The following is a 25404-nucleotide window of genomic DNA, read 5'->3' as shown; positions in this document are numbered from 1 at the left end:
ATGGGAACCCGATATGGCCGCCGGTTGTTCCTTCCGGCGTACCGCACGGCGCGGCGCTGTTTGAGGGACCCCATGATCGAGAAGCTCTTCACCAAAATCGCCAACCGGGTAGCCCACCTTGCGGGGCTGTCGCCGACATTCGCACTCTGCTGCCTGATCGTCATCATCTGGGCAGTAAGCGGCCCACTCTTCGCCTTCTCGGACACTTGGCAACTGGTGATCAACACCGGGACGACGATCATCACCTTCCTGATGGTGTTTCTCATCCAAAACACCCAGAATCGAGACGGCGCGGCAATCCAGGCCAAACTGGACGAGTTGATCCGGGTCAGCGAAGCCAAGAACACCTTCATCGGTATCGAGCATCTGACCGAAGCCGAGGTCCAGGAGATCCGTGCCAAATGCGAGCGGGCAGCGAAGCGGCATGACGAGAAAATCGCGGCCGTAGCTGCCAAGAAAGCCGTGGCGTCAAAGAGCAAACCGAAAAAGCAGGTGGCTCGAAGCACCGGCTGAAACCGGTTAACCCCCAAGGGTTCCGTCGTTGCTCGAATGCGACCCGATCCGAACACCGGCTCTCATTTTTCGGACATGCTCATTGCTTCATGAATGCCGCGAAGGCATCCTTGTGGTCGGGGTGCCAGCGCGACAGAGCAGGGCGGTTTTCGATGATGTCGCCGATCGCCCAGGCCATGCGTTTCTCATCCAGCGGACGCGTCACCTCGTTGTCAGGGCACAGGATGTAGAAGTCGCGCTTTGTCAGGGATTCCAGCATGAAATCAATGACCTGTTCGCCGGTCCAGGCGCCGGCCGGCTTCTCGGTCGCACCCTCGGTCAGGCCGGTATAGGTGAAGCCCGGGATCAGCAGATGCGCCGACAGATGGGCACCCGGTTCGTTGCGCAGGGCATGCGCCAGTCCCTCGGTAAAGGTCTTCACGCCGGCCTTGGAGACGTTGTAGGCAAGGTTTCCAGGCGGCGTGGTGATGCCTTGCTTGGAGCCGGTGTTGACGATCAGACCCGGCTGGCGGGCTCCCAGCATGCGGGGCACGAAGGCTTCGACGCCATGCACGACACCCCAGAAATTGATGTCCAGCAGCTGCTTCCAAGCGTCGCGGTTCTCCCACGGCTTGCCCGGGTTGTTGCCGACACCAGCATTGTTCATCAGCAGCGACACATTGCCGAAGGCGCCAAAGGCTCTTTCGGCGAGACGATCCACGTCTTGTGCCTTCGAAACGTCGGCGGCGACGGCCAGCACGGCATCGTCGCCGGCGATCGCGGAAACAACACGGGCCGCATCCTCAAGACGCGGGCCGGCGATATCGGCGAGCACGATCTTCATGCCCATGAGAGCCAGCCGCTTCGCGGCCGCAAGACCAATGCCGCTGGCAGCACCGGTAATGACGGCGGCATTGCCCGAACCAAGCGCGGGCAAAGCGGTCTGGAGTTCTGCGTCGGTCAGCATGGGCGGCGGATTCCTTCTTGCGATGGCGCCGAACTTAGCGCCGGAGCGGGCTGGCGCAAGCCTCCACGCGCCTGGCTGCGCTTCAGCAGCCTGCTGGGCCGGGTTGACCGGTCCAGCCGAGACTGCGCATGGTGCCTCGCAAAAAGGAGATTTCCCGATTGACGGACTGGATCGAAATCCTGAAGCAGCAGACCACCATTGGCGATCAGATGAGCCGCGAAGTGCCGCAGATGCTGGCAAACCCCGAGATCAACGAAGCACAGGTGAAGACGCTGTTTTCCGCCTTGGAAAAACAGGCGGATTTCGTCGAGAAGCTGCGCATGGCGCTGGAAAAGTTCGGCCATGACTTTGCGGTCATCAAGGCGGCGGAACGGCTGGAAGAGCGCTACGCCGATCTTGCCGCGTCGGTGGCCGAGAAGCTGAAAGCGATGCGCGAATAGATCCCTATTTTTCGATCACGCGTGCGAAACGCCGGTCCGGCACAAGCCAGACCAGGGCAACCAGTACATAGATCGCGACGCCGATCCACTGGCTGATGAAGGTCAGCGGGATGGCGCAGAGATAGGCGACAAGCGAGATCTTGCCCTTGCGGTCGTTGCCGATCGCCCTGGCAAAGGCCGTATCGTTGCCGTGCAATCGGTGAAGCGTCACGACGAGAATGAAGTAGGCGATGGCGCACAGCGCAAGATCGGCGCCGTAGACGGCGACCGGCACCGGCGCGAAATGGTTTTCGCCCATGAAGGCCGTCGTCACCGGCATCAGCGACAGCCAGAACAGGAGATTGAGGTTCGCCCACAACACGCGGCCGTCGACCCGCTGCACGGTGTGGAACATATTGTGCAAATTGTTCCAGTAAAGGCCGACGTTGATGAAGGACAGCACGTAGCTGAAAAAGATCGGCCATAGCGGCAGCAAGGCCGAGAGATCCTCGCCGTGCGGCACCTTCAGTTCAAGCACCATGATGGTAATGATGATGGCCACGACGCCGTCGGTGAATGCCTCGACCCTGCCTTTGCCCATGATTTGCGCCCTATGTCCGGTGTCGATCGTTGAAGATGCTAAATCGTTAGCTGATGTTGTCAGGCCGATAAACGCCATCCGGGAAATTTCTCAACTATATCAGGGGAAACTCTCCCGCCAGGCCGGCTCGCGGCAATGGTTTGCTGTGGCAAATTGTTGACTTTTCTTGCCACAATCCTCCATCGAAGACAGGCTCGGCTGAACCACATACGGCCGAGCGATCGAATGGAGTGACGGATGAGATTTCGATTTCTGCTCTGCCTCGCGACCATTCTGGCCGCCATCCTCGGCACGTCGGCCGCCGCGTTCGCCTACAGCGCCCACACCACCACCAACCTCAACGTGCGCTCCGGGCCCGGGTCGGGATATGCCAAGGTGGGGACGCTGCCAGCCGGCTACAGGGTGAACGTCACCGGCTGCCAACCGGGTTGGTGCAGAATCCATGGCGGCGGCTTCAGCGGCTGGGCCAGTTCCGGCTATCTCTCGCGGGCCCATGTCGTTCGCCCGCCGGTGATCATCGTGCGCCCGCCGCATGGTCCGCCGCACTGGCAGCATCGGCCGCACCGTCCTCCGCACCATCGCCCACCGCACAAACCGCGTCCCGGGAAGTGCAAGATCGCACCAGGTTTCTCCTGCAAATAACGGATTGCAGCGGGGTCACACGACAGGATGTCGTGACGGATCGGAACCATCGGCTCCGACACGAGCCTGTTCAGCCAACGGGTTTCCCGGTCCAGACAACGTCCGTCATGCTGTCAGGAGCCCGCCGGCCGGCCGGAACGTCGGGAGTAAGGGCGCGTTAAGGTCGCGATCCCTGAACCGATGAAGAGGTTTGGCCATGGCCATTCGTGACTTGGCGCATACGCGCAACGAAGCAGGCGGCGAGGCTCTCGCAATTCCGGTGGTTGCCACAATGATCGCCGTTCTGTTTGCCGGCAGCACGGTGCTGACGCCGCTGTACATCATCTACAAGCAGCAATTCGGCTTTTCACAGATCACGCTGACGCTGGTCTACGCGGTCTATGTCGTCGGCAATCTCGGCGCCCTGCTGATGTTGGGCGGCGCGTCGGATGTCGTTGGGCGCCGGCCTGCCGCTCTCGCGGCCATGATCGTCGCCGTCGCCAGCGCGCTTGTCTTTCTGTTCGCCAACAATGTCGTTCTGCTCGATGTGGCGCGCGTCCTGAGCGGGCTTGGCATCGGTGTCGGCGCGGGGACCGGAACGGCATGGATCGCCGAGCTTCTCCCCGGCGCTGACAAGGCGCGCGCCAGCGTCATTGCCACCAGCACCAATTTCCTGGGCCTCGGTTTCGGCGCACTCGTCTCGGGACTGTTGGCGCAGTATGAACCGTGGCCCTTGCGCCTGGTCTTCATCGTTTATCTGGCGGCGCTTGTGATCGTCTCCATCCTGGTCTGGCGTACACGCGAAACGGTGGCGGAGCCTGGCGGCCTCGGGCAGATTTCCATGCGGCCGCACTTTGCCGTGCCGGATGAAATCCGCGCGCGCTTCGTCGCGCCGGCGGTGACCGGTTTCGGCGCCATGGCGCTGGTCGGCTTCTATGCGGCGGTGGCGCCAAGCATCCTGGCGCAGCAACTGCATGAGACGAACCATGCTGTCGCCGGTGCGCTGTTCTTCGAATTGGCGATCATCACCGCGCTCAGCATAGTTGCGCTGAAGCAAATGCAGAGCGGCAAGGCCATGCTGACCGCGCTGGCGTTGATGATTCCCAGCATCCTCATGGTGGTGGCGGCGCAGATGCTGGCGTCGATGGCGCTGATGATCGCCGCCACCGCCTGCTGCGGCGTGACGGCCGCACTCGGCTATCGTGGCAGCCTGGAGGTGGTGAACGAGATCGCACCGGAGGATCGCCGCGCCGAAGTGGTATCCAGCTTCTTCATCTGCTGCTTTATCGGCAATGCCTTGCCCGTCATCGGTATTGGCATCATCTCGACCTATGCCAGCCCCATCGCGGCCAGCCTGGCGTTCGCCGGCATGATCATCGTGTTTGCGCTGGTCGCGCTGGGCTTTGGGTTGAAAAACAGGCCTTGAGAGCGGCCAGCTTCAGCCGTTCGGCGTCTCTGGGGAAAAATGCGCGCGCTGGCGCGGCACGCCGAGCCCGGTGTCGGGCGGCTCGCCGGCGGCCGGCCGGTTCTCGATCATGTGCAGGGTGCGCCAGCCGCCGAGACGGTAGTAGGCCGCGGCCAGCAGCAGGGAGGTGATCGAGCCGGCCGGGAAACTCCACCACAGCGCTTCCTCGCCGATCACATCCCGCATGAAATAGGCAAAGCCGGTGCGCACGACCAGCACCGAGATCACCAGGATGACCAGCGGCGGCATCACGGCGCCCGTGGCGCGCACGGTGGCGAACAGCACGATGGTGACGCCGAACAGGATGAACGACCAGGACGCGACGTTGTTGATGTGAGCGGCGATGTCTATCGCCGCGCTGTCGCGGCTCAGGAACAGACTGAGGATCGAGCGGTCGAAGACCCATAGAAGTGCCACGAGAGCACCGGTCAGCACCAGGTTGAAGCCGACGCCTGACGCTGCGATGCGGCTGATGCGGTCCCAGCGGCCGGCGCCGACGTTCTGCGCCGCCATCGAGGACACGGCCGCGCCGATGGCGAGCGCGGGCATCTGGATGTAGGTCCATAACTGCGCGGCGATGCCGTAGGCGGCGGCCACCTGCGAACCGTAGGAATTGACGATGCCCATCACCGTCAGGGCCGCGGCCGAAATCACGATCATCTGCAAACCCATCGGAACGCCCTTGAAGACGACGACGCGCAGCAAGGCGGGGTCCGGCCGCAGCAGCGCCAGATTGGCGCCGGCCAGACGCAGCGGATGCTTACGGACATAGAGCACGATCAGGATGGCAATGACGCTCACCGTCTGGCCCACAAGCGTCGAGGTCGCCGAGCCGGCGATGCCGAGCTCTGGAAACGGCCCGATGCCGCGGATGAGCAGTGGGTTCAAGATGATGTCGAGCACGACGGCGAGCGCCATAAAAAAGAACGGCGTGCGCGAATCGCCGGCGCCGCGCAGCACCGTCATGACAAAGGACAGAAGGTTCATCATCGGCACGGCGACGAAGATGATGCGCAAATAGGAGCGCGCCAGCGGCAAGGCGTCGGGCGGTGTGCCGAGCGCGCCCAGAATGGCGTCCACCCAAATCCAGCCGCAGACGGCGAACAGCACCGAGACGAAGAAGAAGAAGGTGGCGCTGGTGCCGACGATGCGGCGCGCCTCGGGCAGGTCGCGGGCGCCGACCGATTGCGCCACCAGTATGGTGGCCGCCATGCCAATGCCGAACACGGTGCCGAGGATGAGGAACAGCACCAGATTGGCATTGGAGGTGGCGGTGAGCGCGGATTCGCCGAGGAAGCGGCCGACCCAGACGGCGTTTACAGAGCCGTTGAGCGATTGCAGCACGTTGGAGCCGAGCACCGGCAGGGCGAACAGCAGGAGCGTGCGCGGAATGGGGCCGCTGGTCAGGTCACCGGTGCGCCGGCGCGCGGGCATCTTTTCATCCATGGCGGGCAATCCGGCAAAGCTGGTTCTTTTGAGTCCGGCACGCAGGATACCGCAGGCCCGACCGGGATGCACCCTTGCGAAAGGAGCGACGGCGGGCAAGGCACGCCGTCGTGCATCCGATCAAGCTTGTCGGGCAGGAGGCGCCAGGCGGCGCCTCCTGCAAGATGCTTACTTCCTGGCGAGGCCGGGAAGCGTGACCTGAAAGACAAGGAACATGGTGTCGACATCGGCGCCGTCCTCGGCCTTGTAGGGCGCGCCGACCTGGAAACCGTCCTGGGCGAGGAAATCGTTGTCGTTGGCGACGAACAGGAAATAGTCGTCGGGCAGCTTCGGATCGAGCACGCTTGCCAGCGACATCGCTTCCCACTTCTCCGAGAGGTTGTCCTTGTCATTGGGCGCGCCATTGTGCAGGCCGAAGCGGGCAAGCTCGGCCTTGTCGTTGATGTCGATGAACGGCGTCAGCCTTGCCGGCGTCACCGACGGATCGAGCACGCCCTTGGGCGCCACCGGCTTGTCGGCGGCATCGAAGGGACCGCCGGCGATGTCGGTCGCGCCGGAAAGGTCGACAATGTCGATCTTGCGATACAGCGACTCCTCGCCCTTCAGGCCCTGGCCGTTGCCGCTGTCGCGCGCCAGCATCAGGAAAGCGGTATCCGACAGCGCCACGATCTCGCTTTGCGCAGCCACCTTGGTCTTGCCCTTGGCGTCCTTGAACACCGGCAGCGGCACGACATATTCATGTGCCAGCTTGAGATGGGCAAGATCGGAGGCGTCATAGATCAGCGCCCTGGTGTTCTGGCGCGTCGAGGCCGAATCGCCGCCGTCCTGCCGGGTCGCCGACTGCAAGACCGCGATTACGAACTTGCCGTCCGGCGTCATTGCCATGCCTTCGAGGCCCTGATTGTTCTGGCGGCCGGTTTCGGGATCCTTTGGGTCGGGTTCGGCAGCACCTGGGCCCGGATTGTCGGAAGCAAAATTGGCCGTGCCGTGGCGCATCGGCACGAGCGCGGCCGGAGGCTGGGTCGCCGACATCAGACGGCCGTCGGCGGAGAAGCGGTAGATGTCGGGACCGTATTCGTCGGAGACGAGCATGGTGCCGTCGGGCAGCCGCACGATCGCCTCGTTGTCGAGCGCGAGCTTGCCATTGTCGGCCTGCGGCAGGACAGGCATGTCGCCGGCGGCGGGACGCACGCCGTTCAGCGGGTCGAGACCGCTGGCGTCGGCGCCCTTGTCGTCGGTCAGGAGCATGGTGTCGGCGAGCGTCGCCTTGACGCCGGTCTGCTCCTGGCCGGCCGCGGGCGCGGCACCTGGCGCCACCGGGGCGAACTCGATGTTGATCGTGTTGAGGCGCGGCCGGTAGTCGGTGGTACCGACGACGTTATAACCGCGGTCGGGCAGCAGCCACAGCGAGCCTCTGTAGGTGCCGGCATCATGCGTCCAGCCCGCGGTGTCGATCGACATGCCGGAGCCGGAGCCGAAGGTCTCGCCGAACCTGTCGCGCTGGCCGGCCGGGATGCGGCCAACCCCCACCAGCCCCTTGTTGACGAAACTGGCGCCGCCGACGCTGGCCGAGCTGTCGGCGAAGGCGGGCAGCGAAACGGCCGAGGCCGCCAGCGCGGCGACCAGCAGCCGCAACGAGAATGAGCGTAGATGCGTCATGGATATCCCCTTGATGACAAAGCGCCGGGACGGCGGAATTCTGAGGTTGCCTGGCGGCGGCGAGGCTGCCGCCCTGGAGGGCCGCTTGTGCTCTCGGCAAGCGGTCTAAGGCGCGAACATGATGCTTGCATGACAGTTGGTGACGCATTCGCGTCGGCCCGCCGCGACGCTGCTGGGGAAGTGCGGCCGCGCCGGAAAATCGATCGTTCCAACACAGGTTCGACAGCGTCCAGGAGCTGTTCGCAGTACTAGACACTTATGTACAGTACGTATATGGTGCCGGTTTCGGACAGTCCGGGGAGGGAAGCCTTGAAGTCTCACTACCGCGCAGTCGTCATCGGGGGAGGAGTGGTGGGCGCTTCGGTGCTCTATCACCTGGCGCGGTTCGGCTGGTCGGATGTGGCGCTGATCGAGCGCGCCGAACTGACGGCGGGGTCGACTTGGCATGCGGCGGCGGGGTTCCACGCGCTCAATGCCGACCCCAATGTCGCCGCGCTGCAGGATTACACCATCAACCTTTACCGCGAGATCGAGGCCGAATCCGGCCAGGACGTCGGCCTGCACATGACCGGCGGCGTCAACATCGCCAGCGATCCGGCGCGCTGGGAGTGGCTGAAATCGGCCTGGGCGGTATTCCAGTCGGTCGGCATCGAGACCGCCCGGCTGGTGACGCCTGACGAGATCAAGGCGATCTGCCCGATCGTCGACGTCACCGGCGTGCTTGGCGGCCTCTACGATTCCAACGAGGGCCATCTCGACCCTTACGGCACGACGCATGCGTATGTCGGTGCCGCCAAGAAGCGCGGCGCCGACGTGATCCTGCGCAACCGCGTGGTCGAGCTGAAGGCGCGCGCCGACGGCCATTGGGACGTGGTCACAGAGCAACGCACCATCACCGCCGAGCATGTCGTGAATGCCGGCGGGTTGTGGGCCAAGCAACTCGGCCGCATGGCTGGGGTTGAACTGCCGGTGACGCCGATGGAGCACCATTATTTCGTCACCGAGGACATTCCGGAAGTCGCTGCCCTCGACAAGGAGATCGGCCTGGCCGTCGATCTCGACGGCTTTTCCTATCTGCGGCAGGAGCGCAAGGGCGTGCTGCTCGGCGTCTACGAGCAGAACCCGAAGCACTGGAACATGGACGGCGCGCCGTGGGATTACGGCATCGAGCTCATCCCCGAAGACATCGACCGCATCGGCCCGGAACTTGCCAAGGCGCATGAGCGCTTCCCTTGCCTGGCGACGGCAGGCATCCGCAAATGGGTCAACGGCGCCTTCACCTTCACCCCGGACGGCAATCCGATCGTCGGGCCGGTCCGCGGCCTGAAGAATTACTGGGTCGCCTGCGGCGTCATGGCCGGCTTCAGCCAGGGCGGCGGCGTCGGCAAGTCGCTGGCCGAGTGGATGATTTACGGCGAGCCGCAGGCCGACATTTTCGGCATGGACATCGCCCGCTACGGCGCCTTCGCCGCAAACCGGGAATATCTCAGGCAGACGACGCGACAGTTTTATTCTCGTCGTTTCGTCATGACCTTTCCCAACGAACGGCTGCCTGCGGGCCGGCCGCTGAAACGCCCCGGCGCCTATGACGGCATGAGTGCGGCGGGCTGCGAATGGACGGCCTCCTGGGGGCTGGAAATCCCCGCCTATTTCGCGCCGATGGGATTCCGCGAGGAGACGACGCTCAGGCGTTCCAACGCCTTCGACATCGTCGGTGACGAGGCGCTGCAAGTCCGGCGCGCCGCCGGCCTCATCGATATCTCGGCCTATGCGCGCTACGCGATCACGGGACCGGGCGCGGAGGCCTGGCTCGACAGGCTGCTGGCCTGCAGGCTGCCGAAGGCGGGACAGGCGAGGCTGGCGCCGATGCTCGGGCCGGACGGGCGGCTGAAGGGCGATCTCACCGTCTTCAACTGGGGCAATGGCGACTACTGGCTGATGGGCTCCTACTATCTGCGCGAATTCCACATGCGCTGGTTCGAAGCGCATATGGCTGAAGGCGTTTGCGTCACCGATATTTCAGATGCGATGTCGGGCTTTCTGGTCACCGGCCCCAATGCCAGAAAGATCGTCGAGCGCACGACGCACCAGGACATCTCCCCCAAAGCATTGCCATTCATGGCATGCGGCGAATTCGACATTGGCATGGTGCGGGCAAGGATGGCTCGCCTCTCCATCGCCGGCGAACTCGGCTTCGAGATCAACTGCCCGGCCACCATGCATGCCACATTGCGCGAAACGCTGCTTGCCGCCGGCGAGGATCTCGGCCTCGCCGAGATTGGCTATTACGCACTCAACGCGCTTCGGCTGGAAAAGAGCTTCGGCATCTGGTCGCGTGAATTCACGCAAGGCTACACGCCCGGCCAGACAGGGCTCGACCGCTTCATTGCTTTCGACAAGGGCGATTTCATTGGCCGCGAGGCGGCGCTGAAGGAACGCAAGGCCGGTGTTGCACGACGGATCGTGACGCTGGAAGTCGATGCCATCGACGCGGACGCCAGCGGCTTCGAGCCGGTCTGGCACGGCGCTCGGCGCGTCGGCTTCGTCACCTCCGGCGGCTTTGGCTACACGATCGGCAAGAGCGTCGCGCTAGCGTTGGTGGATGGCGATTTTGCCGAGGAAGGAACGGCGCTTTGCGTGCACATTGTCGGCACTGAGCGGCCGGCGCGTGTCATTCCGGCTTCGCCCTACGATCCCTTGGGCAAGGCGATGCGGCAATGAGGAGGTTTCCGGATGATCGATGACGCGGCACGCGAAGGCAGGCGCGAGCGCCGGCGAGGACGCATCGGCGACGCCGGCAGCGAGAGCAGCCGCCGGCCCAATTACCGCTCTCTGAAGAACCCATTCCTGCCGCAGCCAATCTTTTCGGACGACCACGTCGCCTCGATCCACGACACGGCGCTGCGCGTGCTGGAAGAGCTGGGCATCAAGGTTCTGCTGCCGCAGGCGCGCGACCTGCTCGCTCGCGCCGGCGCCCTGATCGACCCCGAAACCGACATGGTGCGGATCGGCCGCGACATGGTGGCGGCTGCACTGGCCTCGGCGCCAAAATCGATCCAGACCCATGCCGGTGACCGCTCCCGCGATCTGACGCTGGAACTCGGGTCGATGACCTTCCTGGCAGGGTGCGGCGCGCCGAACGTCACTGACCTCGAACGCGGCCGCCGACCAGGCACACTGGCGGCCTTCGAGGAGTTCATCAAGCTGGTGCAGCATTTCGACGTGCTGCACATGCTGGGACCTTGCGTCGAGCCGCAGGACATCGACAACCGTTTTCGCCACTACGCCGTCAACCGGGCGCAACTGACCCTGTCGGACAAGCTTCCTTTCATCTTCGCGCGCGGCACCCCGCAGGTCGACGATAGTTTCGACATGATCAGGTTGGCGCGCGGGCTGTCCGAGGACGAGTTCCGCTCGGGCGCCCATTGCTACACCGTCATCAACACCAATTCGCCGCGCCAGCTCGACATCCCGATGGCGCAAGGCATCATCGACTTCGCCAGGGCGGGCCAGGTCCTGATCATCACGCCCTTCTGCCTGGCGGGTGCGATGGCCCCGATCACGGTGGCCGGCGCGCTGACGCTGCAGCATGCCGAGGCGCTGGCCGGGTTGACGCTGGCGCAGATCGTGCGGCCGGGCGCTCCTGTCGTCTACGGCTCCTTCTCCTCCAATGTCGACATGAAATCGGGCGCGCCGGCCTTCGGCACGCCGGAGCATATCAAGGCGACGCTCGGAGCCGGCCAACTGGCGCGCTTCACCGGCCTGCCGTGGCGTTCGGGCGGCGGCAGCGCGGCCAACATCTCCGATGCGCAGGCGGCGCATGAGACGCAGTTTGCGCTGTGGGGCTCGGTGCTGGCAGGCGCCACCGTGTGCATCCATGCCGCCGGCTGGCTGGAGGGGGGGCTGAGCGTTTCCTTCGAAAAGCTGGTCACCGACATCGAGGCGTTGCAGACGGTGGCTGAACTGTGCGCCGCCACGCCCGGCGACGACGATGCCATCGGCTTCGAGGCGATCGCCGAAGTGCAGCCCGGCGGCCATTTCTTCTCGGCAGGTCACACCATGGCGCGCTACCGCACCGCCTTCTACGAGCCGCTGGTGGCCGACTGGTCGAATTTCGGCAACTGGACGCAGGCCGGTTCCAAGACCGCAACCGAACGCGCCACCGGTATCTGGAAGCGCATCCTCGCCGATTTCGAGCCGCCGGCGACGGCTATTGCCACATCAGCTGTGCTCGATGATTTCATCGCGCGCCGCACCGAACAGGGCGGGGCGGCGCCGGTATCGTGAGATAGCTTATTCCTCTCATCGTCCTGAATTGTGGGTGCGATCCGGAACCCGCTGCACCTCTCATGCATTCATGGGACGGCCGGTGCCTGCTCGCATTGCGAGCCATTGAGGGAGGACGACCACATGGGTTTCGACCAGTATCACGAACCGCCCGAAGAATTGTCGCAGGAGGTGCGAACCTTCGCCCGCATGATCACCTCGCTGATCGAGGAAGCGGAAGCGATCTCCTGGTACGAACAGCGCATGTCGGTGGAGAAGGACCCGCAGGCCCGCGCCATCATGAAGAACGCGCAAGGCGAGGAGTTCAAGCATTTCGGCATGGATCTCGAATTCCTGCTGCGTCAGAAGCAGGACTGGCGCGCGGAACTGAAGGAAATCCTGTTTACGACGGGAGATATCGTCAAGGCTGGCGAGGCGGGAGAGAAGAAGGTGGACTGAGCGGTCCGGCCCGGGTGACTACCGAAAGTTCCGTTCACTTCGGACGTCCACGCCATTGGAATTCATTCCAATCAATTTTGGCTGTGAAATCGCAAATATAATTAGGGTCAAAATCTACTTCGATTTTCACAAGAAAACCTCAGGATTTTTGACCAGCTCCTTACGCGAGTGAGTGTCCATTTTTTCTCACACAGCCGCGACAAACCCATCCAGCACGCGTTTCTGGCCGGCCTTGTCGAAGTCGATGGTCAGCTTGTTGCCTTCGATGGCCGCGATGTTGCCGTTGCCGAATTTCTGGTGGAAGACGCGGTCGCCGACGTTGAAGGGGGACGGCGTGTCGGCGACGGATTTGGCGACCAACTCGCCATCGATGGTGCGGCCCTTGATGCTCGTGCGGCCGGCGCCGTAGCCGCTGTCGGTCTCGCCATAGCCGATGCGCTCGATCTGGTGGCCGGAGCGCGAGCCCCAGTTGCGATCGGTCGCCTCGGTGCGGTTCTGCTGCGCCCGCTGCCAGCCCGGCGTGGCGTAGCTGTTGGCGAAGGCGCCGGATTTTTCGGCGCCGACATTGTCGAAGCGCGAGGCGCCATAGGGGTTCTGGCGGCCGCCCCGGCCGGAAGCGAACGAGCCGCCGCCATAGGAATTGCCGTAGCCGCCATAGGAGTTGCCGCTTTCGGCGACTTCGACATGGGTTTCAGGCAGTTCATCGAGGAAGCGGGAGGGAATCGTCGATTGCCACAGGCCGTGGATGCGGCGGTTGGAGACGAACCAGATGTGCAGGTTCTTCTTGGCACGGGTGACGCCGACATAGGCCAGCCGGCGCTCTTCCTCCAGGCCGGAACGGCCGCCTTCGTCCAGCGCGCGCTGGTGCGGGAACAGGCCTTCCTCCCAGCCCGGGAGAAAAACGGTCTCGAACTCGAGGCCTTTGGCCGAATGCAGCGTCATGATGTTGACGGCGTCGAGTTCGGCGTTCTGCTCGGCATCCATGACCAGAGCGACATGTTCGAGGAAGGAGCGCAGCGATTCATACTCCTCCATGGAGCGGATCAGCTCCTTGAGGTTTTCCAGCCGGCCGGGCGCCTCGACCGAACGGTCGTTCTTCCACATGTCGGTGTAGCCGCTCTCTTCCAGGATGGTCTCGGCGAGCTCAGTATGCGGCGTGGTTTCCAGCGCCTTCTGCCAGCGTTCGAAATTGGCGGCGACCTCGCGCAATGCGGCGCGCGGCTTGGGCTTCAATTCATCGCTCTCGGCGAGCTTGGCAGCGGCTTCCAGCATCGGTACACGCAGCGCGCGGGCCGTGTCGTGGATCTGACGGATGGTGGTTTCGCCGAGGCCGCGCTTGGGCACATTGACGATGCGCTCGAAGGCGAGATCATCGGCGCCTTGCGCGACGACGCGGAAGAAGGCAAGTGCGTCGCGGATCTCCATGCGCTCATAGAAGCGCGGGCCGCCGATGACGCGGTAGTTGAGACCGAGCGTGACGAAGCGGTCCTCGAACTCGCGCATCTGGAAGGACGCGCGCACCAGGATCGCCATGTCGTTGAGATTGTGCTTCTGGCGCTGATAAGCCTCGATCGTCTCGCCGACGGCGCGTGCTTCCTCCTCGGAATCCCAGGCGGCGTGGACGTTGACCTTGCCATCCTCGGGGTCGTCGCGATCGGTGAACAGCGTCTTGCCGAAGCGACCTTCATTGTGGGCGATGAGGTGCGAAGCGGCGCCGAGGATATGCGCGGTGGAACGATAATTGCGCTCCAGCCGGATGATGGTGGCGCCGGGAAAATCCTTGTCGAAGCGCAGGATGTTGTCGACCTCCGCGCCGCGCCAGCCATAGATCGACTGGTCGTCGTCGCCGACGCAGCAGATGTTTACTTTGTTTTCGCTCACGGGCTGTTCCGCGCCTGCCGGCGCGGGCCCGACCCCTCTTTTCTGCGCGCCTTCGGCGTCGCGGGAGGGGCCTCGCAAAGGCTCGGACGCCCGGTCGGGCTTGCGGCCTTCGGCCGAATGCAAATCCGTAGACGTCGCGCTACGTCCGCTATTTGGCCGCTGCGCCAGGAGCCGCAGCCACATGTATTGCGCGGTGTTGGTGTCCTGGTACTCGTCGACCAGGATGTATCTGAACCGCTTGTGATACTCCTTCAGCACGTCCGGATTGGCGCGGAAGATGCGGATAGGGTGGCAGAGCAGATCGCCGAAATCGCAGGCGTTCAGCGTCTGCAGGCGCTCCTGATAGGCCTTGTAGAGCTCGCGGCCCTTGCCGTTGGCGAAACTACGCGCATCGCCCTCGGCAATGTCGTCCGGGCCTTGCCCCTTGTTCTTCCAGCCGTCGATCATCTGCGCGAACTGCTTGGCCGGCCAGCGCTTGTCGTCGAGGCCCTCGGCCTGGATCAATTGCTTGATCAGCCGCACGACGTCGTCGGTGTCGAGAATGGTGAAGTCGGATTTCAGCCCGGCAAGCTCGGCGTGCCTGCGCAAGAGCTTGACGCCGATCGAGTGGAAGGTGCCGAGCCAGGGCATGCCCTCGACATTGCCTTCGCCGATCAGGATGCCTATGCGCTGCTTCATCTCGCGCGCGGCCTTGTTGGTGAAGGTCACGGCCAGGATCTGCGAGGGAAAGGCTTTTCCGGTCGCCAGGATGTGGGCGATGCGGGTGGTCAAGACGCGCGTCTTGCCGGTGCCGGCGCCGGCCAGCACCAGAACGGGACCTTCGGTGGTTTCCACCGCCAGCCGCTGCTCGGGGTTCAACCCCTTGAGATAGTCGGGCGCGTTGTTGTGGCCGCCGCGGGCAGCCATGGCGCGCGCGGCGATGCCCGACGGGGCGGTGGGCCGCGCATCGGGTTCATCGAAAAAGGGCATGTCTTCGGAAAAGCCGGACATCGCCCCGAATGTAGTGATTCGGTGGAGAAAGACCAGAACTGTCTACGTTTTGTTCCACTCCTGATTGTTTCCGGCCTGCTTGACAGGCAGGGCGGGTGAGGGAAAGCTGCGCAAAGGGCAAGGAGGGGATCCTGTTGCCCACGGCCGCCTCGAGGCGCGCAACAGTCGAAGGAGTATCATCTTGGCTGTCACCATCACCTCCCTCATTCTTCTCCTCATCGGCCTCGCGCTTGGCGCCGGCGGCATCTGGTTGGCTTCACTGGGAGGCAGCTGGTACTACATCATATCAGGCATCGCCTTCCTCATCGCCGCATGGCTGCTCTACCGGCGCAGATCCACCGCGCTCTGGCTCTACGCCGCGATCGTGCTGGGCACGCTTGCCTGGGCGGTCTGGGAAATCGGCTTCGACTGGTGGGAACTCGGGCCCCGCGGCGGCATCATCGTGCTCGTCGCGCTGTGGCTGCTGACGCCGTGGGCGAGGCGGGGCCTTATTGGTCCCGATGGCCGCGCGCCGCTCATTCTCGCCGTGTTGGCGTCGCTGGCGGTCGCCGGCTATTCAATGACGACCGATCCCAAGGATATTGCCGGCAATCTCGACATCGACAAGGTGACCCCGGCGGCCGATCTCGGCGGCGACATACCTGCCGGCGAATGGCACTTCTACGGCCGCACGCCCTATGGCCAGCGCTATTCGCCGCTCGACCAGATCACGCCGGAGAACGTCGCCAACCTGCAGCCGGCCTGGACTTATCGCACCGGCGATGTGAAAGGTCCCGACGACGTCGGTGAGACCACCTATCAGGTGACGCCGCTGAAGATCGCCGATACGCTCTACATCTGCACGCCGCACAATTTCGCCATCGCCATCGACGCCGCCACGGGCAAGGAGAAGTGGCGCTACGATCCCCAGGTCAAGCTCGACAAGGACCGCCAGCACCAGACCTGCCGCGGCGTCTCCTATTACGCCGATGCCAAGATCGGTGCCGGGCAGCCTTGCGCCGCGCGTGTCTACCTGCCGACTTCGGATGCGCGGCTGATCGCACTCGACGCCGCCAACGGTCAGGTCTGTCAGGCGTTTGCCGAAGGCGGTACGCTGAACCTTCTGACCGGCATGCCTTATCCCAAGTCCGGCTATTACTATTCGACATCGGCGCCGCTGATATCAGGCGACAAGATCGTCGTCGGCGGCGCGGTCAACGACAATTATTCCACGCAGGAGCCCTCCGGCGTCATCCGCGCCTTCGATGCCTCCACGGGCGCGCTGATCTGGAACTGGGATTCCGGCAATCCCGAGCAGACCACGCCGCTAGCGGCAGGCCAGACCTACACCGCCAATTCGCCCAACATGTGGTCGACGCCGAGTGCCGACGAAAAGCTCGGCCTGCTCTACATACCGCTCGGCAACCAGACGCCGGACCAGCTCGGCGCCGGCCGCAGCGCCAATGTCGAGAAATTCTCCTCCTCGATCACCGCGCTCGACCTCAATACGGGGCAATTGAAATGGGTGCGCCAGACCGTGCATCATGACCTTTGGGACATGGATGTGCCGGCGCAGCCGAGCCTTGTCGACATCACCAAGACCGACGGAACGGTCGTGCCGGCGCTGGTCGGGCCGACCAAGCAGGGCGACCTCTACGTGCTCGACCGGCGCACCGGCGAGCCGGTCATCCCGGTCAAGGAAGTGCCGGCGCCCGGCGGCGCCATCGAAGGCGACCACACATCGCCCACGCAGCCGGTGTCGGACCTTTCCTTCAATCCGCCGCCGCTGACCGATGCCGACATGTGGGGCATCACCATGTTCGACCAGCTGGCGTGCCGGATTGCGTTGCACAGGCTGCGCTATGAGGGCCGCTACACGCCGCCATCGCTGCAGGGCACGCTGGTCTATCCCGGCAATTTCGGCGTCTTCAACTGGGGCGGCGTGGCGGTCGATCCGGTCCGGCAGGTGCTGTTTGGCATGCCGACCTATCTCGCCTTCACCTCCAGGCTTGTGCCCCGCGCGGACGTGCCGCCGCCAGGCGACGCCAAGGGCAGCGAGCAGGGGCTGAACCGAAATGACGGCGCTCCTTATGCGGTGGTGATGGGACCGTTCCTGTCGCCGCTCGGCATTCCGTGCCAGGCGCCGCCATGGGGCTATGTCGCCGGCGCCGACCTCAGGACCGGACAGATCGTTTACAAGCACAGGAACGGCACGGTCTACGACATGACGCCGCTGCCTTTGCCGCTGAAGGTCGGCGTGCCCGGCATTGGCGGGCCGATGATCACCGCCGGCGGGGTGGCTTTCCTCGGCGCCGCGGTCGACGACTACCTGCGCGCCTACGACCTGACCTCAGGCAGGCAGCTCTGGCAGGCGCGCCTGCCAGCCGGCGGGCAATCGACGCCGATGACCTATACGGTGGCTGACGGGCGCCAGTTCGTGGTCATCGTCGCCGGCGGCCATGGCTCGGTCGGCACCAAGCCCGGCGATTACGTGATGGCGTATGCGCTGCCGAAGTAGGAACGGGTGCGGTCTCGCAGGATCGCGCCCTAACTGATTCCGAGATGGCTCTTCAGGCTGGGTACCGAGCCGAGCACTTCATTGGTGAGATCAGGCCCGGCGGCGGCTTCGGCCTGCTGGATCAGCGTGGCGCCGGCCTGCCTGATCTGCGCCATGTCGAGGCCGGAAGCCTTGAGCGCGGCGACGCCGTTGATCAGTGCGCCGGCCTTTTCGCCGAGAACACCGCCCAGCGCGCCTTGCAGCGACGACAGCAGGCCGCCACCGCCGGCCGCGCCGGCGGCCATGACGTCGTATTGGCGGGCGAGATCGTCGGCGCCGGGAATCTTGGCGAAGAAACCCGAAACCTTGGTGCCTTCCGCCTCGTGCTCCAGCACCGAGAAGATGGTGCCGACGACTTTCTCGGTCGTTGCCTGGTCGAGGCCCGCCTTTTGCGAGACGGTGTTGACGATATCCTGGACGTTCATGGTCTCACCTCAAATTTGGGATTTCGGGTCCGGGCGGCGGTCCCGGCCGATGCGAAGCTCGATCATCGACCGCCTGCCTGCGTCCACAAGCCGGAAGCGTAATGCCTGAGCGGCAGCCAGGGCAAGGACGAACGCGCTGGTGAGGATAGGCACGATCATCGGCGGGTGTCCTTCTGGTCGGGACGGGATGGGACGGGCATCGGTAGCACGCAGCTTCCCTTACCATTGTGGCAGTGCCGGCAGGATTTATCGGCGATGACCAAAAAGTGATGGGGCGGGCGCCGGCGTTGCCGGCTTCACTGGCTGCGGCCGATGCTTGCCGCTGCGCTCATCCAGGCTGGACCGGGCCGGCCGCGCCCCTATCTAGCTCCGGTGTTGAAGCCTGAAGCCGAGGAATGCGCCATGACCAAAGCAGCCGCCAGACCAGCAAAGCTTGGGATCACCCAGGCGATGATCGAGGCCTATGACGAATACACGCATCTGACACTCGATCGCCGCCGCTTCATGGAGCAACTGACCCGGCTTGCGGGATCCGGGGCGGCGGCCGCGGCGATCGCGCCGATGCTGGCTGCCAACTCTGCCCAAGCGGCCATCGTCGCCGAGAACGATCCCCGCGTGAAAGGCCAGGACATCACCTATCCCGGCGCCGGCGGCGAGATGAAGGGCTATCTGGTCAAGCCGGCGGACCAGGCGGGCAAGCTCGGCACCGTCATCGTCATCCACGAAAACAGGGGGCTCAACCCGCATATACGCGACGTCGCCCGGCGCGTGGCGCTGGAGGGCTTCGTGGCGCTCGCTCCGGATTTCCTGTCGCCGCTCGGCGAGACGCCCGCCGACGAGGACAAGGCGCGCGACATGTTCACCAAGCTGGATCCGGCGCAGACCGTCGCCAATGGCGTCGCGACGGTGGCTTTCCTCAAGGCCGACAAGGACGGCAACGGCAAGGTCGGTGTCGTCGGTTTCTGCTGGGGCGGCGGCACGGCCAACATGCTCGCCGTGAACGCGCCTGATCTGGCGGCAAGTGTCGCCTATTACGGCATGCAGCCGAAGGCCGCGGACGTTTCCAAGATAAAGGCGGCGCTGCTGCTGCACTATGCCGGATTGGACGAACGGACCAATGCCGGCATCGACGCCTTCAAGAAGGAACTCGATGCCGCGCATGTCGAATACACGGTCTATGTCTATGAAGGCGCCAATCACGCCTTCAACAATGACACTTCGGCAGCGCGCTATGACAAGAAGGCGGCTGATCTCGCCTGGGGCCGGACCGTCGCCTTCCTGAAGGAGAAACTGGCTTAGCGGAGGATCTACTGCGTGCTCGCAGGCCTATGCAAGGCGACGCCGGCCACCACCAGCGCAATACCGATGCAGTCGCTGATGCCGGGGATCTGGCGCAGCACGAGAATGCCGATCAGCGTCGCGGTGACTGGCAGCAGCGACAGCATCAGTGCGAAGCTCGACCGCGGCAGCCGCGCCATGGCGAGCTGGTCGCAGATATAGGGGATGACCGAGGAGCAGATGCCGACGCCGACGGCCGCCATCAGCAGCGGCGCGGAGAAAAAGGCGGGCAACGCGTCGGTGAAGCCGATCGGCAGCACGACCAGGAAGGCCATGGCCATGGCGGCGCCGAGCCCGGCAATGCCGCCGCCGGCGCCTGAAGCGGCGACGCGGTGGCCGAGCACGATGTAGCCCACAAAGAGCGCGCCGTTGAGGAAGGCCCAGAACAGACCGATGGGATCGCTGGACCATTTGACGTCGATCAGCAGCAAGGTGCCGGCAACGGCGACGGCAAGGGCAGTGAGATTGCGCGCGCTTCGGAGACCGACCAGCGCGACGCCGATGGTGCCGACGAATTCGATCGCGGCCACCAGCGAAATCGGCAGGCGGTCGAGCGCCAGATAGAAGGAGCAGTTCATCACTGCCAGACAGGCGCCGAAGGCGAGCAGCAGCAGCCGTGTCGACCGATTGGCCTGGGCGAAGGTTCGCCACGGACGCGTCAGCGGCGCGAAGATCAACGCGGCGGTGGCGATGCGCAGCCAGGCCATGCCAAGCACGCCGATCTGCGCAAACAAAAGCACGGCGAAGGCAGGGCCGAGATAGTGGAACACGGCGCTGACGCAGAACCAGACATGCGGCGGCAGCGATGTCGCCAGGCTGGTAAAGGCTGCACCGGCGGTGCGCGTGGTTTGGACTTGCGTCTGATCGTTCATCGGATCAGTATCGCAGGTATTTTTCCCATCTAATATGGGTGATGATCGTTCAATGACCTCGATCGCTTTCCAGATGCAAGGAATTTTTGATGAAACACCTTCGAAACCAAAATATCGATCTCGATGCGGTCGATCTGAAGATCCTGCGCCTGCTGGAAAAAGATGCGCGCGCCAGCACGGCCGAGCTGGCGCGCGCCGTCGGCCTGTCGGCGCCGAGCGTGTCCGAGCGCATCAAGCAGCTTCAGGAGAGCGGCGTCATCGAAGCCTATTGCGTGCGGATCAATCCGGCGGCGCTTGGTCTGAACCTGTCGGCATGGCTGCGCATCAGGCCGGTGCCGGGGCAGCTCGCCGTCGTGGCCGAGATCATCCGCGACCTACCCGAGATCACGCAATGCGACCGGGTAACCGGCGAGGACTGTTTCATCGCGCTCGCGCATGTCGGCTCAATGGCCGAACTCGAACGGGTGATCGACCGCATCATTCCCTACGCGATGACCAACACGGCGATCATCCAGTCATCGCCGGTGGTGGCGCGCTCGCCGCTGGCGGCGATCAGGCGACAGGGTTGAGGTCAAACCCCTGGAATGTCGTCAACGGAAGTGGCCGCTCTACCCGCAGCGTCAGGCGTGGCCGCGCTTCATGCGGGCCTGCTTAAGGATGACGCGCCAGCGGATCATGTCGAAGGGGATCGGCTCATTGTTGTTGGCGATGTGGAAGATCTCGTTGTTGACGTTCTTCAGCGAGCGCCAGAAATCATAGTCGGTAATGCGCGGATCGGCGGCGAGCCTGTCCACCTCGACTTTGATATCGGTTTTCATGCACGTCCCCCGAATCGGCTATGCCCCGCCGCCCGTGTCGCTACTTCGATGCGGATCGTTTTCGAACGGCCCGCTGAGTCGCGCAACGGTCCAATCGGCTTGTTCCCGTTAAAACCTCGGTAAGGTTAACGCGGGCCCCGAGCTGGTTCAAGCCGTCTTGCGTTTGATGCCGATCGAGCGGCCGGCGCGCTCGGGCATCGGCAAGGCTGAGTGAGCGGCGCGCATCGCTTCGATCTTGGCCAGCACGTCGGCGGGAAAGGGGGCTACCTTGGGCCCGGACATGTCGACATGCAGTGCAAGCTGCTCGGACGTCGCGGCGAGCCAGCCGTCGGCATGGCGGATTTCCTGGTAGAACCGCAGCCGCTTCTCGTCATGATCGATGAGCTGGAAGGAGACCGTGACCTTGTGGTCGAGATGCAGTTCCTGCACGTAGCAGACATGGACTTCGGCGGTGTAGATGGTGAGGCGACGGTTCTTGACATAGTCCAGCCCCATGCCCATCGCCTCGAAGGCTTCATCCGAACAGCGGTCGAACAGGACGTTGTAGTAGGCCATGTTGAGATGGCCGTTATAATCGATCCAGTCCTTCTCGATAGCCATTGGCTGAGAAACAAAAGGGGCGGGGATCGGCATGGCAACTTCCTTGTTCTGGTGCTGGACAGAGCGTGGTTGTAAGAGCGGTTCATCGTTTCACGGAAACGTCGGACCGCCTCTTTGATACAATTCCCCAGGGAAAGCGCTAGGCGCTTTCCCTGGGAAAACCGCTTCACACTTTTCCTGGAATTGCGTTAGGCATCATCCATAAATGCATGACAAGCATGGACACTGGTCCATTCGCGGAGGAATTCATGGCCCTGAGCGACCTCAATCCGGTCGAGCGCAACGAAGAAGGCATCGCCGCCGTGCTCGGCATCCTCAAGCAGCGGTTTGGCGAGCGCTTTCAGACCGGCCAGGCGGTTCGCTCCCAGCATGCGCATACGACAACCTACATCCCGACGCAGGCGCCGGACGGCGTCGTCTTCCCGGAAACGACCGCCGAGGTACAGGAGATCGTGCGCGCCTGCGCCGCGCACCGCGTGCCGGTGATCGCCTTCGGCGTCGGCTCCTCGCTCGAAGGCCACACCAACGCGCCGGGCGGCGGCATCTCGGTCGACACTTCCCGGATGAACCGGATCCTCTCGGTCAATCCGCAGGATCTCGACTGCACGGTCGAGCCCGGGGTGACTCGCGAGGATCTCAACCGGCATCTGCGCGACACCGGCCTGTTTTTTCCAATCGATCCCGGCGCCAATGCCTCGCTGGGCGGCATGGCGGCGACACGGGCCTCAGGCACTAACGCGGTGCGCTACGGTACGATGCGCGAGAACGTGCTGTCGCTGACGGCCGTCATGGCCGATGGCGAGGCGGTGACCACTGGCAAGCGGGCAAAAAAAAGCTCGGCCGGCTACGACCTGACACGGCTGCTGGTCGGCTCGGAAGGCACGCTCGGCATCATCACCTCGCTGACCTTGAGGCTGCAAGGGATTCCGCAGGCGATTTCCGGCGGTGTCTGCCCGTTTCCGAGCGTCGAAGCGGCCTGCAACGCCGTCATCGCGACGATCCAGATGGGCATTCCGGTGGCGCGCATCGAACTGGTCAACGCGCTGCAGATGCGGGCGATGAAAGCTTATTCCAAGCTCGACTATCCCGAAAGCCCGTGCCTGTTCGTCGAATTCCATGGCAGCGATGCCGGCGTTGCCGAGCAGGCCGAGACCTTCGGCATGATCGCCGAGGAGAATGGCGGCGGACCGTTCCTGTGGACCAGTGTCGCCGAGGAGCGCACCAAACTTTGGAAGGCCAGACATGACGCCTATTGGTCGTCGCTGACGCTGCGGCCAGGCGCCAAGGGCCTGTCGACCGACGTCTGCGTTCCGATCTCGCGTTTTGCCGAATGCGTCACCGAAACCGAGGCCGACATCGCCGAAATGGGGCTTGTCGCGCCGATCGTCGGCCATGCCGGCGACGGCAATTTCCACGTGCTGGTGCTGATGGACGTGGACGACCCGAAGGAAATCGCGCTGTCGGAGAAATTCGTGGCGCGGCTCAACATGCGGGCCATCGCCATGGAGGGCACCTGCACCGGCGAGCACGGCATCGGCCAGGGCAAGATCGGCTTCCTGCGCCATGAGCTCGGCCACGGCGTCGACATCATGCGCACGATCAAGCAGGCGCTCGATCCGCTCGATATCATGAACCCGGGCAAGATCCTGCCGGCTGCCGAGCAGGCACCGTCATAGGCTCGTCTTGACCCCACCTCCAATCGGGCCGAGACTCCGCGTGCTGAAGGCCCAGAAGATGGGCGACCCAAGCGGAGGAGTGGTGTCATGGCGATTTCACGCAAGGAAGAAGCGCGCGCGCTGAGTGCCGACGAACACGAGCTGGTGGAGAAATCGCACCATCCGGCGGTCCAGGACCTTTCTGACGCCGATCTGTCCGGCCTCGTCAAACGCCTGCGGGAGCGGCGCGACAAGGCGCAGACCGAGGCGCATCGACGCCGGCGCGAAATCCGGGGCAAGGGCACACCGAAAGGGGCTGTCGCTTCAAAGGCCGATGGCGGCTCTCAGTTGAAGCTTGCGGTGCTGGCGACGGCCATGCGGCGGTTGAATGGCGAGGCCGAACGGCGCCGCCAGTTGACGGCGCGCGTCTCATTGGTCGACAGCGCGCGCAAGGCGCTGGCCCTGAAGCAGAAAGCGCCGACGGATGGTCCAGCGTTCAACGCGCGCACTGCGCACAAGGGCATGCGAGCGGTGGCAAACCAGAGGACGCCGAATCTGGTTCGGCCGGCCGAGCTCGGCCGACAACGCAAAGCGGCCAAGGTGGCGCAGGCAAAGCGCGACGCGCGTTGAATTCGCACTGATGACGCCGATGATCGCGTGCTGATCTCCGCAGCACGCCGAAGCACGACAAACGCTTCTCCGCCGGCACGTGGTCGACAGGCCGCTTTGCTGTGTGCGTCGTTTACCGAGTGGCCAACTTCTCTGGCGCTGCTTCGGCAAGCACCTGCAGCATCGGCCGTGTCGGTGCGAAGAATGTCGTGCCGGTGTGAGGGGTGGAGAAATCAAGCAGCCGGTCGTAGGCGCCGGGCGGATCGCCGACATACATGCGCTGCAGCATCTTCTCGATCACCCAGAGATATCTCGAATAGCCGATGAAGTAGGTGCCGAATTCCCGTTGCCCCGGCCGGCCGAACGGCATGTTGTCGCGCAATATGTCATGTTCGGTGCCGTCGGCATCCTCGATGGTGGCGAGCGACTTGTGCGATTTGCGCGGCGCTTCGTCATCATCGATTTCGATGTTGTCGATCTTGGTTCGGCCGATGATCGCCTCCTGCACGGGCGTGGGGATTCGCGCCCACGCCTGGAGATCGTGCAGGTATTTTTGAACGACGACATAGCTGCCGCCGGCAAAATCGGGATCTTCGTCGCCAACGAGCGCCGAGGCGGGCAGATCGAGGCCGGTGGGGTTGGCTGTGCCGTCGACGAAACCGAGCAGGTCGCGGGCATCGAAATAACGGAAGCCCGAGACTTCGTCGACGACGGTCACGCCGGGACCAAGCCTGTCCAGCAGGATACGCTCGAACTCGAAGCACATGTCGGGCCGCTCGGAGCGGATATGGAAGAGAAGGTCGCCCGGCGTCGTGGGCGCGGCGTGAACCGCACCCTTGATCGGCGCGAACCGCTTCAACTCCGCCGGCCGCCGGCCGGGGTTGAGCCGGTTCCATAGATCGTGGCCGATGCCGGCGATGCAGGACAGGCGGCCGCCGAGGTCGCGGAACCCGACAGTCTTGACCAGGTCGTCAAGGTCGCCGAGTACGGAACAAACCTTTCCGAGAACCGCCTGTTCATCGGCTATGGTGACGACAAGGAAAATCGCTGATTGCGAAAGCGGCGCATCGACGCTCTGCGCATCGATCGGCACACGGTCCCAGTTCTTCCCCGACATCCCCAATTCTCCGCTTTTCCAGGATTGTTTCAGACGATCCCGGATCGGAAAACGCCGCGACCGGAACAGGGCGAGGACGCCCAAAGCAAGGTATCGCGATCAAGAGCGACCGCGCAACATCGAACGCCGTCCATGGTTGTCGCCGACGACGATCGAATTGCCTCTTTA

Annotated in this window: 23 protein-coding genes; 12 read left to right on the top strand and 11 right to left on the bottom strand. The window is 64.0% G+C overall.

Features of this window, described 5'->3' with window-relative positions:
* The first annotated feature begins 72 nt into the window (after positions 1-72).
* Positions 73-513: a low affinity iron permease family protein gene (locus tag FJ951_RS18595; RefSeq protein WP_181165307.1), complete on the top strand. Its 441-nt coding sequence runs from the start codon at positions 73-75 to the stop codon at positions 511-513.
* A 79-nt stretch (positions 514-592) separates the two neighbouring features.
* Here the strand turns inward: FJ951_RS18595 and FJ951_RS18590 are convergent, their stop codons facing one another.
* A complete protein-coding gene (locus FJ951_RS18590) occupies positions 593-1459 on the bottom strand; it encodes an SDR family NAD(P)-dependent oxidoreductase (RefSeq protein ID WP_140516569.1) in 867 nt (288 codons plus the stop codon).
* Between the two features lie 158 nt (positions 1460-1617).
* Here FJ951_RS18590 and FJ951_RS18585 point away from each other — a divergent pair, with 158 nt between their 5' ends.
* A complete protein-coding gene (locus tag FJ951_RS18585) occupies positions 1618-1899 on the top strand; it encodes a hypothetical protein (protein ID WP_140495255.1) in 282 nt (93 codons plus the stop codon).
* Positions 1900-1903: 4 nt separating this feature from the next.
* Here the strand turns inward: FJ951_RS18585 and FJ951_RS18580 are convergent, their stop codons facing one another.
* Positions 1904-2479 carry a TMEM175 family protein gene (locus tag FJ951_RS18580; protein WP_140495258.1) on the bottom strand — a complete coding sequence of 192 codons (576 nt, stop codon included), beginning with the start codon at positions 2477-2479 and terminating at the stop codon, positions 1904-1906.
* 237 nt (positions 2480-2716) lie between these two features.
* Between FJ951_RS18580 and FJ951_RS18575 the strand changes: the two genes are divergently transcribed.
* Together FJ951_RS18575 and FJ951_RS18570 are read left to right on the top strand one after the other, a co-directional pair.
* Positions 2717-3121 (top strand): SH3 domain-containing protein, encoded by a 405-nt coding sequence (locus FJ951_RS18575; protein WP_140495260.1) that lies wholly within the window; start codon positions 2717-2719, stop codon positions 3119-3121.
* A 196-nt stretch (positions 3122-3317) separates the two neighbouring features.
* Positions 3318-4526: an MFS transporter gene (locus FJ951_RS18570; RefSeq protein ID WP_140516567.1), complete on the top strand. Its 1209-nt coding sequence runs from the start codon at positions 3318-3320 to the stop codon at positions 4524-4526.
* 12 nt (positions 4527-4538) lie between these two features.
* On the opposite strand, the gene FJ951_RS18565 is transcribed toward FJ951_RS18570, so the two are convergent.
* Together FJ951_RS18565 and FJ951_RS18560 are read right to left on the bottom strand one after the other, a co-directional pair.
* The gene (locus tag FJ951_RS18565) at positions 4539-6011 is read right to left on the bottom strand and encodes an MATE family efflux transporter (protein WP_140495264.1); all 1473 of its coding nucleotides are present in this window, start codon (positions 6009-6011) and stop codon (positions 4539-4541) included.
* A gap of 168 nt (positions 6012-6179) precedes the next feature.
* Positions 6180-7670: an esterase-like activity of phytase family protein gene (locus FJ951_RS18560; protein ID WP_140516565.1), complete on the bottom strand. Its 1491-nt coding sequence runs from the start codon at positions 7668-7670 to the stop codon at positions 6180-6182.
* Between the two features lie 309 nt (positions 7671-7979).
* On the opposite strand from FJ951_RS18560, the gene FJ951_RS18555 reads away from it, so the two are divergent.
* The 3 genes from FJ951_RS18555 (at position 7980) to FJ951_RS18545 (ending at position 12395) form a co-directional block, all read left to right on the top strand.
* On the top strand, positions 7980-10391 hold the full coding sequence (locus tag FJ951_RS18555) for an FAD-dependent oxidoreductase (RefSeq protein WP_140516563.1): 2412 nt from the start codon (positions 7980-7982) through the stop codon (positions 10389-10391).
* A gap of 12 nt (positions 10392-10403) precedes the next feature.
* Positions 10404-11957 (top strand): trimethylamine methyltransferase family protein, encoded by a 1554-nt coding sequence (locus FJ951_RS18550; RefSeq protein ID WP_140516561.1) that lies wholly within the window; start codon positions 10404-10406, stop codon positions 11955-11957.
* 123 nt (positions 11958-12080) lie between these two features.
* A complete protein-coding gene (locus tag FJ951_RS18545; protein WP_140495272.1) occupies positions 12081-12395 on the top strand; it encodes a hypothetical protein in 315 nt (104 codons plus the stop codon).
* 186 nt (positions 12396-12581) lie between these two features.
* Here FJ951_RS18545 and FJ951_RS18540 read toward each other — a convergent pair whose 3' ends face one another.
* A complete protein-coding gene (locus tag FJ951_RS18540; RefSeq protein ID WP_140516559.1) occupies positions 12582-15266 on the bottom strand; it encodes a UvrD-helicase domain-containing protein in 2685 nt (894 codons plus the stop codon).
* A gap of 181 nt (positions 15267-15447) precedes the next feature.
* On the opposite strand from FJ951_RS18540, the gene FJ951_RS18535 reads away from it, so the two are divergent.
* On the top strand, positions 15448-17763 hold the full coding sequence (locus FJ951_RS18535) for a glucose/quinate/shikimate family membrane-bound PQQ-dependent dehydrogenase (protein WP_140516557.1): 2316 nt from the start codon (positions 15448-15450) through the stop codon (positions 17761-17763).
* Between the two features lie 29 nt (positions 17764-17792).
* On the opposite strand, the gene FJ951_RS18530 is transcribed toward FJ951_RS18535, so the two are convergent.
* Positions 17793-18227 carry a hypothetical protein gene (locus FJ951_RS18530; RefSeq protein ID WP_140516555.1) on the bottom strand — a complete coding sequence of 145 codons (435 nt, stop codon included), beginning with the start codon at positions 18225-18227 and terminating at the stop codon, positions 17793-17795.
* Positions 18228-18236: 9 nt separating this feature from the next.
* The gene (locus FJ951_RS28500) at positions 18237-18386 is read right to left on the bottom strand and encodes a hypothetical protein (protein ID WP_181165306.1); all 150 of its coding nucleotides are present in this window, start codon (positions 18384-18386) and stop codon (positions 18237-18239) included.
* Positions 18387-18629: 243 nt separating this feature from the next.
* On the opposite strand from FJ951_RS28500, the gene FJ951_RS18525 reads away from it, so the two are divergent.
* Positions 18630-19526 (top strand): dienelactone hydrolase family protein, encoded by an 897-nt coding sequence (locus FJ951_RS18525; RefSeq protein WP_140516553.1) that lies wholly within the window; start codon positions 18630-18632, stop codon positions 19524-19526.
* An 8-nt stretch (positions 19527-19534) separates the two neighbouring features.
* Here the strand turns inward: FJ951_RS18525 and FJ951_RS18520 are convergent, their stop codons facing one another.
* The gene (locus tag FJ951_RS18520; protein WP_140516551.1) at positions 19535-20437 is read right to left on the bottom strand and encodes a DMT family transporter; all 903 of its coding nucleotides are present in this window, start codon (positions 20435-20437) and stop codon (positions 19535-19537) included.
* An 89-nt stretch (positions 20438-20526) separates the two neighbouring features.
* Here FJ951_RS18520 and FJ951_RS18515 point away from each other — a divergent pair, with 89 nt between their 5' ends.
* Entirely contained in the window at positions 20527-21006 is a 480-nt protein-coding gene (locus FJ951_RS18515) for an Lrp/AsnC family transcriptional regulator (RefSeq protein ID WP_140516549.1), read from the top strand.
* A 51-nt stretch (positions 21007-21057) separates the two neighbouring features.
* On the opposite strand, the gene FJ951_RS18510 is transcribed toward FJ951_RS18515, so the two are convergent.
* On the bottom strand, positions 21058-21255 hold the full coding sequence (locus FJ951_RS18510) for a hypothetical protein (protein WP_140495286.1): 198 nt from the start codon (positions 21253-21255) through the stop codon (positions 21058-21060).
* 147 nt (positions 21256-21402) lie between these two features.
* Entirely contained in the window at positions 21403-21888 is a 486-nt protein-coding gene (locus tag FJ951_RS18505; protein WP_140516547.1) for a thioesterase family protein, read from the bottom strand.
* 215 nt (positions 21889-22103) lie between these two features.
* On the opposite strand from FJ951_RS18505, the gene FJ951_RS18500 reads away from it, so the two are divergent.
* Positions 22104-23531 (top strand): FAD-linked oxidase C-terminal domain-containing protein, encoded by a 1428-nt coding sequence (locus FJ951_RS18500; protein ID WP_140516545.1) that lies wholly within the window; start codon positions 22104-22106, stop codon positions 23529-23531.
* Positions 23532-23618: 87 nt separating this feature from the next.
* A complete protein-coding gene (locus tag FJ951_RS18495; RefSeq protein WP_140516543.1) occupies positions 23619-24140 on the top strand; it encodes a hypothetical protein in 522 nt (173 codons plus the stop codon).
* Between the two features lie 112 nt (positions 24141-24252).
* On the opposite strand, the gene FJ951_RS18490 is transcribed toward FJ951_RS18495, so the two are convergent.
* The gene (locus FJ951_RS18490; protein WP_140516541.1) at positions 24253-25236 is read right to left on the bottom strand and encodes a Dyp-type peroxidase; all 984 of its coding nucleotides are present in this window, start codon (positions 25234-25236) and stop codon (positions 24253-24255) included.
* Positions 25237-25404 lie beyond the last annotated feature (168 nt).

Origin of the sequence: Mesorhizobium sp. B2-2-3 (genome assembly GCF_006442405.1) — a bacterium.
Classification (GTDB): Bacteria; Pseudomonadota; Alphaproteobacteria; order Rhizobiales; family Rhizobiaceae; genus Mesorhizobium.
The sequence above is the reverse complement of the archived record's forward strand: the minus strand, read 5'-3'. Positions and strand labels throughout refer to the sequence as shown.

Bases quoted from the DNA above. Each gene is read 5' to 3' on its own strand.
- FJ951_RS18495 (WP_140516543.1), top strand. From the start codon at position 23,619: ATGGCGATTTCACGCAAGGAAGAAGCGCGCGCGCTGAGTGCCGACGAA.
- FJ951_RS18560 (WP_140516565.1), bottom strand. From the start codon at position 7,670: ATGACGCATCTACGCTCATTCTCGTTGCGGCTGCTGGTCGCCGCGCTG.
- FJ951_RS18540 (WP_140516559.1), bottom strand. From the start codon at position 15,266: ATGTCCGGCTTTTCCGAAGACATGCCCTTTTTCGATGAACCCGATGCG.
- FJ951_RS18545 (WP_140495272.1), top strand. From the start codon at position 12,081: ATGGGTTTCGACCAGTATCACGAACCGCCCGAAGAATTGTCGCAGGAG.
- FJ951_RS28500 (WP_181165306.1), bottom strand. From the start codon at position 18,386: ATGATCGTGCCTATCCTCACCAGCGCGTTCGTCCTTGCCCTGGCTGCC.
- FJ951_RS18595 (WP_181165307.1), top strand. From the start codon at position 73: ATGATCGAGAAGCTCTTCACCAAAATCGCCAACCGGGTAGCCCACCTT.
- FJ951_RS18530 (WP_140516555.1), bottom strand. From the start codon at position 18,227: ATGAACGTCCAGGATATCGTCAACACCGTCTCGCAAAAGGCGGGCCTC.
- FJ951_RS18565 (WP_140495264.1), bottom strand. From the start codon at position 6,011: ATGGATGAAAAGATGCCCGCGCGCCGGCGCACCGGTGACCTGACCAGC.
- FJ951_RS18570 (WP_140516567.1), top strand. From the start codon at position 3,318: ATGGCCATTCGTGACTTGGCGCATACGCGCAACGAAGCAGGCGGCGAG.
- FJ951_RS18550 (WP_140516561.1), top strand. From the start codon at position 10,404: ATGATCGATGACGCGGCACGCGAAGGCAGGCGCGAGCGCCGGCGAGGA.
- FJ951_RS18590 (WP_140516569.1), bottom strand. From the start codon at position 1,459: ATGCTGACCGACGCAGAACTCCAGACCGCTTTGCCCGCGCTTGGTTCG.
- FJ951_RS18510 (WP_140495286.1), bottom strand. From the start codon at position 21,255: ATGAAAACCGATATCAAAGTCGAGGTGGACAGGCTCGCCGCCGATCCG.
- FJ951_RS18500 (WP_140516545.1), top strand. From the start codon at position 22,104: ATGGCCCTGAGCGACCTCAATCCGGTCGAGCGCAACGAAGAAGGCATC.
- FJ951_RS18520 (WP_140516551.1), bottom strand. From the start codon at position 20,437: ATGAACGATCAGACGCAAGTCCAAACCACGCGCACCGCCGGTGCAGCC.
- FJ951_RS18505 (WP_140516547.1), bottom strand. From the start codon at position 21,888: ATGCCGATCCCCGCCCCTTTTGTTTCTCAGCCAATGGCTATCGAGAAG.
- FJ951_RS18580 (WP_140495258.1), bottom strand. From the start codon at position 2,479: ATGGGCAAAGGCAGGGTCGAGGCATTCACCGACGGCGTCGTGGCCATC.
- FJ951_RS18515 (WP_140516549.1), top strand. From the start codon at position 20,527: ATGAAACACCTTCGAAACCAAAATATCGATCTCGATGCGGTCGATCTG.
- FJ951_RS18490 (WP_140516541.1), bottom strand. From the start codon at position 25,236: ATGTCGGGGAAGAACTGGGACCGTGTGCCGATCGATGCGCAGAGCGTC.
- FJ951_RS18575 (WP_140495260.1), top strand. From the start codon at position 2,717: ATGAGATTTCGATTTCTGCTCTGCCTCGCGACCATTCTGGCCGCCATC.
- FJ951_RS18525 (WP_140516553.1), top strand. From the start codon at position 18,630: ATGACCAAAGCAGCCGCCAGACCAGCAAAGCTTGGGATCACCCAGGCG.